Raw genomic sequence first — 13,379 nt, forward strand, 5'->3', positions numbered from 1 at the left:
TCACATATCATTTTGCGTATGAAACAAAAGTATAAATAGTATAATGATACTAACTGCTATAATTCCTAAAGTACCAGAAAAGTAAAACGCATATGACGGTTTTATTTCGAATAATATACCTATAACTATATTATAGAATATCTGAAATATATTAGTAAAAGTACTAATTAATGCAATTTGTGATCCACGAATTTCTGATCTAGTAACACTCTTACTAATATTCACACCCATTATATTTTGCATAGCAACAAGTAATGTCCAAAAATAAAATAATATAAATGTAATATAAATATTGTATACTAACGGAATAAGGAAAAATATGAATGATTCAGAAAATAATATAAGTGATAAGTTCTTAAAACTACTATAATTACTTAGAATAATTGAAAATAGTAGTGGTAAAAAGGCCATTATTATCGCGTATGTTGAATATATGACGCCAATCAATGTTAATGGTATTGATAGATATTTAACGAAATAAATTGTCACATAAAATACCTCTAGATTTAATCCTGAACTGAGTATAGAAGTTAAAATGTATAACAATAGAGTTTTATCTCTAATATGTTTAAAACTTAATTGCATTATTTTTCCTACTTTATAATTTTTGTTTTCTCCTTTAGGTAATTTAAGAAATCTTATCAAACTACTGATTCCAAATAATATTGAAATGAACACAAATAACAAAAGTGAAACACCGAAATACTGTAACAAAAAACCACCAGTTAAAATTCCTATAGATGCTAGGATGCTAGTTATAAGAGAAAATACACCAAAAGCTTTTCCAGCATCCCTATAATCAAGTATAAATTTATGGATACCTAGAGAATTAATCATTCTCACTATGGACTCAAAAATTATAAATGAAATTATAAAAAATACAGCGATACGCGTTCCCATTATAAGAAACAGAGGAACAGCAATTAATGCAGAGATAACAAGGGCATTTCTACTACCTATTTTATCAACTATAATGCCTAAAGGAAGATTTAAAATAACATATACAAAATTCGTTATACTATATATTGTACCAATAATAAATATATTAATATTAAAGAAAGTCATAATAATAGGAAAATAATACGCTAATAATGAATATGCAAAAGTAGAAATGCCAGAAGATAAAGAAAAATAAAATAATATTTTATCCCTTATAAGATAATAAATCTCCTTTAGCATAATTTTTCACTATAGGACACAAAGGATCTGGAGCTAGCAAGTCGTGACCTAATATATACGCGTTAAATCTGAAACCTCCTTTACAGATATTTTTAACAGTACAACTCTTACATGGTTCTTTAAGAAACGATAGTGTTCTTATAGCATTAAGCAATCTGTTGTTAGACCAAATTTCAATTAATGAGTGCGTCTTTAGATTACCTAGCTTTGCCAGAGGAATAGAAGTTGCTTCGGACCCAGGATAAACATCTCCATTCGGCGAAACGATTAGACCTATTTCACCCCAATTTGTAGGAATTGGTATCCTAGAATATAGAATATCAGTATCCACATAATTTTGTATAAAGTCTTCTCCATAGATTGATCTAAGTCTATTCAATTTGTCATGAATTTTTTTCTCGTCATTAGAATCTGGTACTACATACTTTTGATTAATATATCCGTGACCTACTTTTATAACAGGATTAATTTCTATCCAGTCTAAATTTGCTTTATATGCTAGATCCACAACTTCTTCTAAGTGGTCGAGATAATATTTAGTTAACACTATATTACCTCCAACAAGCTTTACTCCAAAATACTTAAATTTCTTAGCAATATTTGTTTTGTTTAATATTTCATTTTTAATATTCATGTCCAAAACTGATAGATCAGATAAATGCTTATGTGATGTGAGATTTATTCTAACTCTATCTAAACCACTTTCTACTAATTTTTTAATTCTATTATCAGAAACTGGTTCTCCACTAGTTAATAGTAAATATCTTAATTTTTGTCTTGAAATATAGGATAAGATTTCTTCTAAATCAGTTCTTAGCAGAGCTTCTCCTCCAGTAATTACAATATCCATAGCCCCTTCATAACTTTTATCCATATTTTTAATTTGATCAATTATTAATAACCATTCATTTACGTCTAATTCCTTTATTTCTATTGTAGATCTGAACTTTGGTTTTTCATTTGCTATATAAAAATTCCCTTCTTTAGGCGGATTATGGCAGTAAAAACATTGTTGACTGCATCTATAAGTTAGCTCCAATTCTATAAAAAAAGGTTTAGAGTTAATCACTTTAGTTCATCCTCTTTTTTAGAGTATTACCAACTCGTCATATAGTAACTAGGTGCATGAACTGTATAGTACATCGTATACTTTCTCTTTTGTATCTTTATCTCATTTTCAAACTTTTTTATTACATATTCTTCGTCTATTTCCATTCTTTACACCCCCTATTATCTAATATCTTTTGAACAGCTTTTTTTAACTCTCAATAATTGAGAAAACTTTTTAAATATGCCATAATTATTAAACTGTCATATTTTAACGTTTTTTAGACATTACCTACCGAATAAAGTAATATATACATTTATTTAATATACTCAGTAGTACTTCAAAGTACAACGACATCCCTTAAATTACACAAATACTTTATATATGTTAAGGAAAAGATATTGCCCTTTAAAGCCTCAGAAAGTACAAAAGTATTTTATTAAAATGGTTAATGCTTATATCATTCCTCCACATAACTAAAAATTGATCTCGTATCAAAAACAATGAAAGATTATTTAAAAACAAATACAAACATATTATGGTGATGAGTATTAATTAGGGGGTTATACCCAGGTAGATTTCAGCCATTTCATTACGGGCATCTGAGTGTAGTAAAATGGGCACTTGAGAAGGTTGACGAATTAATAATACTTATTGGAAGCGCTCAGGAAAGCCATACTTTAACTAATCCTTTTACTGCAGGTGAAAGAATTGAAATGATAAAAAATACATTATCAGAATACGATATACCGTCTAATAGGTTCTACATTATTCCTTTACCAGATATTTCAATGAACAGTATATGGGCCTATCATGTAAAATCATATGTTCCTAGATTTCATAAAGTTATAGGAAGGAATCCCCTAGTAATTAGACTATTTAAGGAGGCTGGAGTAGAAACTGAAAATCCTCCTGAATTTGATAGGATTAATTATAACTCCACATACATTAGAAAATTAATTATTGAAAATGATAGTAGATGGAAGAAGCTAGTGCCAAAGAGTGTAATTGAGGTCATAGAAGAAATTAAAGGAGATAAAAGACTCAGAGAAATTGTAGGTTAAAAAGCAATTTTGAAAAATAAAAATCATATATCAATTTTTAACTCTTGTTTTACCTTTTTCCAATCTATAGCCGATGAGATTGATTGGTATTCTATGAATTTTCCCTCATTACTTTTCCATTTATCAAAATTTTTCATTGCTGTAGAATGAGGTAAAGTACTAATGAAATCATGCATAGAATCTCTACTTTCCCAAACAGATACGGTAACATAATAAGATCTAGTGAAGTTAGCATATAATCCAAATGAAACTACTGGACTGTTCATTAATTTATTAATGATTTTTCCTGTTAATAATAGAAATTGAATAGTATATCGTCTTCTTAGAGGTAAATATGTAATCACTATTATGAACTCCTTTAAGTTAGAATTTTTAAGATATTTTTCATATTTCAAATTGCTCATGTAATTATTGATCATATGCTTATAAATGTCTACAATACTCTTACGTAACTATTAGTTATTTTAAATCGTTCTAATTCCCTTAACGCTTATATAGGAAGTACCTGTATACAAAGGCCAAATGAGACTTTTGTTAGATAATTACGAAACTTGGAATGAGTAAGTTACTTACTAGGGAGTAAGTAAAACGTTATTTAATCCTGAACAGAAAGATAATTTGAAAGATATTTTAGCAGAGAAACTGAAATCTCATCATTTCAAAATCACTAATTCAGTATTCTATTTTTATTGCGTTTTATTATCGTTAATCTGTTATTAATATAATCGATTTTCTCTATATAATCGTGTCCATATCTTAAAAATAAATATATTATAATTATACAATAAAAATATTAAATTGGAGACGGAGAAGAAACCCCTTCAATCTTTTTCATATATTCTTTATACATACATCTATCTTGAATAACAATTAATCCAGCCTTTCTTGCCTTTTCAGCAGCTTCGTCATTTCTTATTCCCTCTTGTAGCCATATTACTTTTACGTCTCCTTTTTGTTTTACCCTTTCTAAAACTTCATCTACTATTTTAGGAACTTCTGATGACGGTCTAAAAACTTCTACAACTTCAATTTTTTCAGGAACATCTAATATGGATTTATAGCTTTTTCTTCCTAAAATTTCATTAACTGTAGGATTTACTGGAATTACGTTATATCCTTTTGAAATTAGAAATTTAGGTACTTGATGCGAAGGTTTAGAAGGATCTTTAGAAAATCCTATTGTAGCTATATTCTTATATCCCTTAAGAACATTTAATATCTCATTTTCTTCGTTATCCATAATTATACTTTAATACCTATCTTTTTAAATCTATTTGCCTTATGTAACATAAAATTTAATATTAATATTATTAATTTATCAAATATTTTAAAAGGAGATTGATTAGTTAATAACAAGCATCACGGATATAAAACTTCCTTAAATCTTCAGTGGCCATATTTTAGATTCTTCCAATTTTTTATTTCCAGTATATCCACAAATTCCAACTCTCGGAGAATTAGGTATGTATTTATCCGAAGTACTGTATCTGGTTAAAGGATTATCATTTCTACCTAAAATATAGATGTATTTGTCCTTTATCTTTACACTGCTAATAACTTCTAGTTTAAGTTCAGTACTATTCCCATAATCGTACGTGTACTCGAAATAGAGACCCTTATTCAATATTTCTGAGAGTTTTGTCTTCATAGATTTCTTGCCGTCGTAATCTACAACAAAATCTGAAGGATATGTGATTTCATTTATTCTGAATTCGCTAGCGTGACCACAACAATCTACCCAAATATCTCTTATGAATTTATCTAAATCTTCTAAAGTATAATCTAAAGGAACTGCAACGTAAAGCCAATAATAAGCAGAATATTTATCCTTAATTTTTATAAGGTACGCGTCTATTTCTCCTTTTAGAACATCATTAACTTTACTGCATTTTGAGAAATGCTTAACGGCCATCGAAGTACTTATTTTAGTATTACAGAATATGCATTTTCCCCATGTAGATAGCATATTGTAATTATATATTTTCCATATTTATTCCTTGTCCATCTACAAGCTAGCTGCCACTAGTATTTTCCTAAATAGGAAGTACTAGTGATGATACGTCATAAGCTTATTAGTTAAATGTATGCTATTAATTTAAATAATGTCTAACATTAATCTTCTATCTGCAGCCGATTTATTAGTTAAGGAAGCTGATGAATTGCTTGAAAAGGGGACGTAGTGCAAGCGCCAGAAAAGTACTATAAGGCAGAAGAGGCAGTAAAACTGATGGTTAAGTTGTTAAACCTGAATGACATACTACAAAAAGTAAAGAAAGAAGATTATTGGGGTTTAGGAATTTTACATGATGCTGTAATTCAAATATCTCAAAAATTAGGTAATGAGAAAGTAATTGAACTTTGGAAGTCAGCTATAGCAATATTCACTGCTAACTTATCTAAAGATATCCTTAGTGTAGAAGCAGAAAAAGTGAAGGAACTTGTCGAACTCTCAGATAAGATCGCTAATCTTAAATTGGATTAAGGAAGCTGATGCTTAGTGGGCTACTTCAATTTTTATCAGAAATAACGTTCAACTTACTTTTAATCAAACGCTAGATTTAGAATTTATCTTGATCTAGTTCAAAACATAGTGAACTACTCCGCCCTAACGGACGTGGCTTCCTGCTTCAAAGCCGAGGCTTGCCAAAGGTAGAGGTCTCAGCTCCACAGGCACTAAGGGTCGTTCCGACCCCGATCTTCTTAGGATGTTGAGGGAAGCATTATAATCACGATCAGCGACCCAACCGCACTTGGGACAGACAAACACACGATCAGCCAAAGTTAAGTCCTTCTTAACATGTCCGCACCTAGCACAAGTCATTGAAGTAAAAGCAGGATCCACTAGAGTGAGTTTCTTACCGTACTTCCCAAGTTGATATCTCATGACACTCCTAAGCTCATGAATAGCAACATCGTGTAACCTCATCCTCAGCCTTCGAAGAGACTTACCAACAAGTTGCTTAACGCGAATGTCCTCCATTACGAGAACATCATAATGCTCAGCAAAATACTTACCAAGTTTCATGTACATGTCCTTCCTAAGGTTCTTCAAGTGTTCGTGAGCCCTCGCTAGACGAATCTTTGCCTTAAACCAGTTGCGTGACAAGAACTTCTTCCGTGAGAGAGCTTTATGAAGCCTCTTCATCTTATTGAGTGCCTTCTCATAAGGCCTCTGGTTGGGGACATATTCCCCGTCAGAGGTAGTGAGAAGTTTCTCTACGCCAACGTCCACAGCAACTACTTTGTTTGTCTTGGGGAGTTGAGGATACTCTTGATCCACAACGAAAGTAATGTAAACTCTCCCTGATGATGTTAACTTGATTACTACCCTCTTTACCTTGTCTAGCGGGAAGTCCCTATGGACAACGACGTTGAAGATCCCTAGGTTTGACAGCTGAAGCGTTATTACCTTCTTCTTGTTCTTCTTGCTTTTCGTCCTTATTTCTCTCACCTTCAGGACTTTCCAACCTGACTGAGGGTATACTAGTGAGTACCACTTGTGTGCTTTCTTTTCCTTTGGGTAACGTGCTAACCCATAGAAGAACCTCTGTCTAGCGTCGTAGAATCTGTCTGCAATCTGCTGCAGTGTTTGGGAATATAGATGTTGATATTGTTCATCCTGTTTTCTCAGATCGAGAGCTAGTTGCCTCAACTCCGTCTTAGTGAGTCCTTTTCCATCTCTTTCATGAAAATAGATGTCTGTCCAACGTAGGGTGTTGTATACTTCTGACGCTAACCTCAACTGGGCTTTTAACGCCCTCAATGTTTGTTCGTCAGTGTATGCTCTAAAGCGTAACCCTACGTCGGACATTAATAGGGTATTTGAAAAAGAAGTATATAAGCTTTACAAAGGGGGCTCCTACGGTGATTTTCACGAACAACACTCCTAAACAAGAAGACAAGCTTTACAAGAGTAAAACTTTTATAAAGAGAACAAGAAAATAACACAAGCCGAAAGTGAACATGGGGATAAAACCCCGTTGGATAGGCTGGCTATACGTCCCCGCGATCTAACATGTGGGACAACATCCCGAGTAGGAGCGTGCAAAAATTTAAGGGGACGTTCTCATAGTTAGTTCGCACTATCTCCTAACAAAATTAACAATACAACGCGTATTATAGAAAAATTCAAGAATCAGAAAAAGAGTATTACACATACAAAGTGAAGATCCTAAAGTTAACCTCTATCGAGTGGTTTCCTCGGCTCTTCAAGCTATCGCCTAGCCATGTTAGAGGCAAAGCATGTGGAGCCTATCCATCTCCACCCTTACGGATGGAGTCTTCCGCCCCCTTTGAACCCCTTGTTAAGATAAAATTCAACAGTCCACAAAGCACTTGAAAATGAATTATAATGAAAATTCTAAAATTAAGAAGAATTTATTATCATCAATTTCTGAAAATGGTAAATTTTATCTGAAAAATTGATAATCTTCTAGGCAATTCTTTATCTTACAATAAATCAGCAATATGAACTACTTTGCTGTATCTCATCATAGCCAAACTACATGATGGATTGGTTGAGATAACTGTATTTGCACCACTTTCCTTAACCTTCTCCTCTTTTACCTTCATTATTTTATCCGAAAGTTCTCCTTGAAAGACAAAATACGATCCCCCTGCACCGCATTCAAAAGAAGGATCTTCCATTTCCTTTATTTTTATGCCCATTCTATTTAATACTTCTCTATTATATTTTGTTATTCCTATAAGATTTGCGTGGCATGGATCATGAACAGTAACTTCTGAATTTATTTTAGGTAAAGGCATGTTATACTTTACAAGGAACTCTGAAAAATCGTATACGTTAATTCCCATCTCTTTCATGTGAGCAGTACAATTTGACGATAATGAAACTACTATTTTCCCTTTAAATTCTTCTTTTAATTTCTGAGCTATTTGTAAAGCTCTGTCTTTCTCTCCTTCTGCATAGTGAGGAAGACCGCAACATCCATTATAAATGCTTACTGTGAAATACTTTTTAAGATAATTGAACGCCTTCTCTACGGTTTTTCTAAAAACAACTGAAGTAATACATCCTGGGAAGAGTATAATTTGAGCGTTTTTATCGTTACTAATAAGTGGAGGAAAAGATTCTGGAATAAACTTTGATATTCTATACATTATCCCTTTATTTGAATGTTTAGCAATTTTTAGCGAGGTATATAAAAGATTCGAGTTTTCTAATATTCTATGAATTGTTTTCTTAAGGAAATCTGCTTTTCTCACTGAGGATATGGACTCACCGTATTCGACACCGCTAGGGCATGCAGCTTCACATCTCCTGCAGAATACGCAAGTCTCTATTCCCTCACTGGGTATTCCTAATTTAACTGCCAATATTCTTCCTCTCGGTGAATGAATTTCGGATCTTGTTATAACGTAAGTTGGACATGCTTCTAAGCAAAAGCCGCAATGAACGCACTTCTCTAATCCCATTCCCATAACCACTTTACAACTTGATTTTCAGGGGCGCATTTATTTTTTATTATTGACTTACATGGATTTAAAAGTCCTTTTGGATCAAAAGTTTTCCTGAGTCTATCCATAACTTCCATATCTGTTTCCGAGTAATATTTTTCTAGAAATTTGACTTTTTCAGTTCCTATCCCATGTTCACCAGAAGGTACTCCACCCATAAGTATGGCAAGCTCAGTTATTTCACTGCCAGCTTGAATTGCCCTTCTTAAACTATCTTTATCCTCTGGATCGTAAGGTATTAAAGGATGTAAGTTACCATCTCCAGCATGAAATACGTTTGCTATCATCACTCCCTTTTCTTTAGAAATTTTTCCAACTTTATTCATTATTTCCGGTAAGTCCTTTCTAGGTACATTACAATCTAACGTCAAGTAAGCTGGCGAAATAACTCCCATGGCTGGAAATGCTCCCTTCCTAGCATTCCAATATTTTCCATCGTCTTCAGGAGTCATGTATTCTCCCTCCAGATTTTTGATTACTGAAATAATTTTCTCATATTCTTCTTTAACGTCGTCCTCATTTCCGTCTAATTCAATTAATAAAACATTAGATATAGGTAATCCAGCCTTGTATTTACTCTTTTCTACAACTTCAACAGAATATTTATCCATCATTTCTAAAGCTGAAGGAATTACCCCAGACTTGAAAATGTTTATTACCGCTTCTGACGCATCTTCTACTGTTGAGAATATTCCTATAATTGTTTTCCTGGCTTTAGGTTTCGGAAATAATTTTAATCTAGCTCTTAGTACAGCACCTAAAGTTCCCTCAGCTCCTATAAATATTGACGTTGGATTAAAAAATGGCGAAGAATTGAAGTATTCCACTTTTCCATTGGGCAAAATAACTTTTACAGATACTACACTATTAAACGTTGGGCCGTACTTTATTACATGAATACCTCCAGAATCATGAGAAATGTTACCTCCTATAGATGATACAATGTAACTTGATGGGTCTGGTGCATAAAATAGATCTTGAGGAGAATTTCTTGTTACCATTATATTTGCAATCCCTGGTCCAACTTCTATCTCTAATCCTTGAATTCCATAAACTTTGTTTAGTCTAGACATAGATATAACTACTTCACCATTCAGAGGAATTGTAGCACCACTAAGGCTAGTCCCAGAACCTCTAACTATGAATTTTCGCTCTTTAGAAATAAGTAATCTAAATACTTCGATGGCTTCTTCCTCATTGCCTGGGAGAACAACCATTGACGGGTTTCCTGAAACTGCAGTAAAACCATCAAAGGAATAAAGGATTTTTTCGTTGTCAGTAATTACCCAACGATCTCCAACTATTTTTCTTAGTTCATCTTCCATAATTTATATAGAGAAAAAGAATAAATAAGAATTTCTTTAGAACTTACTTCCTTCTACTATTATTTCTTTATTTAGAGATATATTATTAAAGGAATATTTGCTTTTGGTAAAAACTCTACTGATAGTAGGTTATGCATTAAGGAACATAGGAGGAAATGTATCTTCTCCTTTCAAATTCTTCTGCTGGGATTACGAGAAAGCAACAACTTAATAAGTTACTTTCAATTAAGTTTAAATTTATAGTTCTCTTTAATGCAGATATAATCTTTTTTTACTAGTCCTATAAGACTAGTCTTATGAGACTATATATTAAGAGACGAGAAGAAAATAAGGAACATAAAGAACTGGACTTTAATTTATGGTAGAAGGAAAACTGGGAAAAGTACTTTAGTAAAGAAGAACTTACGAATGGATTATTATGTTTTGATTGGAGATTCAAATAATGCTATAACCATAGATGATAAACTGAAGGAAAATCTTAAACTACAATGTCATTATTACTTCTTATTCTTAGCCTCTTAGTAGTATTTACTACTAGTTGAATTTTTCTTCAGTAAACTGGGGAGTTTATTCTATCTCAGCAATCACTAAAACTTTCTTGCCTGCTAACTTTTCTCCAATCTCTTTAGGGATGACGGCACTATAGTAAGGAACTTTCTCTTCACCCTTCTTATAATACTCCATAGAAAACAGCTTAACATTATTTAACTCCAATTTATCCTCATCAGTTATTATCATTAAACTCTTCAACTCCTTATTTTCAAAGTCTTTAGAATATTCTATAGGAAAAGTTATAAAATAAAATCCTTAATTCCGTCTATTATACCGTTATCCCCAAAGGAGATAGTTAAGATATACCTCGTTAACGAATGATCTATAAAATCTTAACTTGCCGAAACCTAGGCTAGCTCCCCTTTCCTCGTTTATTCTAAAGTTCACGATTTCCATATCATTTCTCATCTTCATTGAAAGGTAAACGTCTTCATAACCGTTTATGAAAGTCTCGTCGAAAACTTTACCGTTTATCGCCCTTCTATTCAAAACCATGAAGCTTCCTCCGTTAACGAATGAGTCTTTCACCTCTCCAGCAAAGTTCCTCATTAATCCTATCATTGAGTCTATTATAGTAAGAGTTGTAACTCCCAGCTTTGCACCATATTTCGTCTGAAGGTAACTGTAAACTTCTGCAGGAGGTATTTTCATAAACTTTCCAATGAAGTTCATTCCCTTCAGAAAGTAGGGTTTCACTTTAATCAAAGAAACCTTATAGGAGTGGTATCTAGAAGGTTTAGCTAGAACCATTCCTTTGCTTGATGTAGAAAGTTCGTCTTTCAACTTCTTTAAGTTGTCTATACCATGAACGTCATCGTTAGAGATCACGACCCAACGAGGTGAACTTTCTAACGCAACAGACAACCCCTTGTTAACGCTCCTAGCGTAATTAAAGAAACTCCCTTTACTTTCAACCATCACGATCTTAGCTCCTGAGAATATTCTCATCGATTCCTTGGCGCGTTCACTTTCCACGTCAGCCGTGGGTATCACCACAGCTATATCATCGTTACCCGTTTGCCACACTTTCATTTGTGCTGTATCTCTTTTTCTCATCCATTCTATTATAGAATTCCTATCCAGAGAGTATATTTTCTCCACAATTGAAGGGTCTTCACTTGAAAACATGTCCTCAATCATGCGGAATTCCAAAACTTTACACCTTTTCTATAAAACACAGTATAGAAATTCATCATCGAAAAGGAGTATATTGCGTCCTCAATTGGAATTGTGAACATTCTAACCCCTAGAATTGAATGAGGACCATAAACAACCACCGGCAATGACGTCAGGAAATAGTCAAAGACAAAAAAAGGAATATATGTTAATCCAAGGAATATCCAATAGTTCCTGGATCTGAACATTTCAGGATCGAGGAACTCAACAAGCAGAATTGAGGATGATAAATAAATCAATACTATGAAGGTATATGAGTACTCCGTCAAAAATACATCTATTGCGAGAAGAAACAAAGCTATTAATATCATCAATTCTCTTGTAATCCAATTCACTTCCCTGTCACTTACCTTAGTTCTTACAAAATCGTATATTAAGAGGGTAGCAAAAGGCGTAACAATGAAGAAAAATACCTCCTCTATGGGAAGATCAACAATTCGAATACCTAAGATCCACTTAGGATTGAAACTCCAAGAGTCCTTAAGAGTAGCTAAGAAGTCCCATATTACGTAAAGAGGGGCAACTATCCCTATAGAGAATGCTAATGACTTATAATATCTTCTGACCTTGAAAAGGATTGATATTAGCAAGGTAGGGAAAAATATCATTGAATCAATTTCGACATAGGCTAAATGCGGTAGAAAGATATTAAATTCCAAATAGGTACACCCAAGAAATTATATAAACCTCGAGCTAGCACACTTCTCCTTTTAGGTTTTACCTTCATTCTATTGACCACACAAGGATCGGCCATTATCCTCCTTGCGGTCCACTTATACATATCGCCAGCAGTTTTTACTGCAATCAAATATCTACTAGGTATCATATGATATCCCCTTTCGGCTTCCTTTTGAAAGAAGAAATACCTTTTGAGGTTAAATCTCATGAATTCCTTGAAAGCTTCGTTGCACTCTAGCAGACTTGAAACCTTGAATTCCTTCATTTCGTTAACAGGCAAATATTGTCTTCCCATTTCCATGTCTTCTCTTACATCTCTAATGAAGTTTAGATATTGCATTGCTCTACCTAACATTCTAGCGTAGTATGTAGCTTCATCCCTTAAGTTAAGTATTTTCATCATCATAAGACCCACTACCTCTGCAGATCCCCACATGTAGCCTAAGGTCTCGTCTATTGTATAGTATACTTTCTTCTTTAAGTCACTCTCCATAGAGTTTAAGAATGCCTCAACCCATTCCTCTTTAAATCCTCTTCTCCTCATCATCTCAACGAAATTTGATAATACTACGTCTCCGCTAGAACCGTTATCAAGTTCCTTATAATATAATTCTCTGAGTGAGTAAAATTCTTTAACCTTTTGCGGAACGGAGTCAACTAGATCATCAAAAACTCGAACGAAAGCATAAAGTTTTGTCACATCTCTCCTAATCTCTCGAGGGAAAAGAAACGTGCTGTTATAGTAAGTTATGCTGCCCTTCTTGAAAATGCTGTTAAGCTGATCCTTCATAACTAAGAGTTTATTAAACATCTAGCAAAAATAATTGTGTAAAAAATTTCTTAATACTTGCTTTAAAGGGAAATTAAAATTCAATTAAC

14 protein-coding genes are annotated in these 13,379 nt (G+C 33.1%); 2 read left to right on the forward strand and 12 right to left on the reverse strand.

What is annotated here, in order from left to right:
• The gene (locus DFR85_RS30635; RefSeq protein WP_110271550.1) at positions 1 to 1,179 is read right to left on the reverse strand and encodes an MFS transporter; all 1,179 of its coding nucleotides are present in this window, start codon (positions 1,177 to 1,179) and stop codon (positions 1 to 3) included.
• The gene (locus DFR85_RS30640; RefSeq protein ID WP_110271551.1) at positions 1,145 to 2,248 is read right to left on the reverse strand and encodes a radical SAM/SPASM domain-containing protein; all 1,104 of its coding nucleotides are present in this window, start codon (positions 2,246 to 2,248) and stop codon (positions 1,145 to 1,147) included. Before DFR85_RS30640 ends, DFR85_RS30635 begins: the two co-directional genes overlap by 35 nt.
• 533 nt (positions 2,249 to 2,781) lie before the next feature.
• Between DFR85_RS30640 and DFR85_RS30645 the strand changes: the two genes are divergently transcribed.
• Positions 2,782 to 3,291: a nicotinamide-nucleotide adenylyltransferase gene (locus DFR85_RS30645; RefSeq protein ID WP_110271552.1), complete on the forward strand. Its 510-nt coding sequence runs from the start codon at positions 2,782 to 2,784 to the stop codon at positions 3,289 to 3,291.
• A gap of 23 nt (positions 3,292 to 3,314) precedes the next feature.
• Here the strand turns inward: DFR85_RS30645 and DFR85_RS30650 are convergent, their stop codons facing one another.
• From DFR85_RS30650 to DFR85_RS30660, 3 genes are all read right to left on the reverse strand, one after another.
• Positions 3,315 to 3,695, reverse strand: coding sequence for a hypothetical protein (locus tag DFR85_RS30650; protein ID WP_110271553.1), 381 nt, complete (start codon positions 3,693 to 3,695; stop codon positions 3,315 to 3,317).
• Positions 3,696 to 4,084: 389 nt separating this feature from the next.
• Positions 4,085 to 4,531, reverse strand: a complete 447-nt coding sequence (locus DFR85_RS30655; protein ID WP_110271554.1) for a CoA-binding protein — start codon at positions 4,529 to 4,531, stop codon at positions 4,085 to 4,087.
• 138 nt (positions 4,532 to 4,669) lie between these two features.
• Positions 4,670 to 5,257: an IS1096 element passenger TnpR family protein gene (locus DFR85_RS30660; RefSeq protein WP_110271555.1), complete on the reverse strand. Its 588-nt coding sequence runs from the start codon at positions 5,255 to 5,257 to the stop codon at positions 4,670 to 4,672.
• 213 nt (positions 5,258 to 5,470) lie between these two features.
• Here DFR85_RS30660 and DFR85_RS30665 point away from each other — a divergent pair, with 213 nt between their 5' ends.
• Positions 5,471 to 5,773 (forward strand): PaREP1 family protein, encoded by a 303-nt coding sequence (locus DFR85_RS30665; protein ID WP_246252933.1) that lies wholly within the window; start codon positions 5,471 to 5,473, stop codon positions 5,771 to 5,773.
• Positions 5,774 to 5,896: 123 nt separating this feature from the next.
• Here DFR85_RS30665 and DFR85_RS30670 read toward each other — a convergent pair whose 3' ends face one another.
• From DFR85_RS30670 to DFR85_RS30705, 7 genes are all read right to left on the reverse strand, one after another.
• Positions 5,897 to 7,102: an RNA-guided endonuclease InsQ/TnpB family protein gene (locus DFR85_RS30670; protein ID WP_110271556.1), complete on the reverse strand. Its 1,206-nt coding sequence runs from the start codon at positions 7,100 to 7,102 to the stop codon at positions 5,897 to 5,899.
• Between the two features lie 638 nt (positions 7,103 to 7,740).
• Positions 7,741 to 8,727: a (Fe-S)-binding protein gene (locus DFR85_RS30675; RefSeq protein ID WP_110271945.1), complete on the reverse strand. Its 987-nt coding sequence runs from the start codon at positions 8,725 to 8,727 to the stop codon at positions 7,741 to 7,743.
• On the reverse strand, positions 8,718 to 10,094 hold the full coding sequence (locus DFR85_RS30680; protein WP_168367226.1) for an FAD-binding oxidoreductase: 1,377 nt from the start codon (positions 10,092 to 10,094) through the stop codon (positions 8,718 to 8,720). The genes DFR85_RS30675 and DFR85_RS30680 overlap by 10 nt, the downstream gene beginning before the upstream one ends.
• A gap of 567 nt (positions 10,095 to 10,661) precedes the next feature.
• Positions 10,662 to 10,832, reverse strand: coding sequence for a hypothetical protein (locus tag DFR85_RS30690; protein ID WP_012716298.1), 171 nt, complete (start codon positions 10,830 to 10,832; stop codon positions 10,662 to 10,664).
• Between the two features lie 90 nt (positions 10,833 to 10,922).
• Positions 10,923 to 11,798 (reverse strand): hypothetical protein, encoded by an 876-nt coding sequence (locus DFR85_RS30695; RefSeq protein ID WP_110271558.1) that lies wholly within the window; start codon positions 11,796 to 11,798, stop codon positions 10,923 to 10,925.
• Positions 11,783 to 12,481 carry a lycopene cyclase domain-containing protein gene (locus DFR85_RS30700; RefSeq protein ID WP_110271559.1) on the reverse strand — a complete coding sequence of 233 codons (699 nt, stop codon included), beginning with the start codon at positions 12,479 to 12,481 and terminating at the stop codon, positions 11,783 to 11,785. The genes DFR85_RS30695 and DFR85_RS30700 overlap by 16 nt, the downstream gene beginning before the upstream one ends.
• Complete coding sequence (locus DFR85_RS30705; RefSeq protein WP_110271946.1) at positions 12,451 to 13,290, reverse strand: phytoene/squalene synthase family protein; 840 nt, start codon at positions 13,288 to 13,290, stop codon at positions 12,451 to 12,453. Before DFR85_RS30705 ends, DFR85_RS30700 begins: the two co-directional genes overlap by 31 nt.
• Positions 13,291 to 13,379: the final 89 nt, after the last annotated feature.

The sequence above is a fragment of the Acidianus brierleyi genome (assembly GCF_003201835.2).
In the GTDB taxonomy this organism is placed as follows: Archaea; Thermoproteota; Thermoprotei_A; order Sulfolobales; family Sulfolobaceae; genus Aramenus; species Aramenus brierleyi.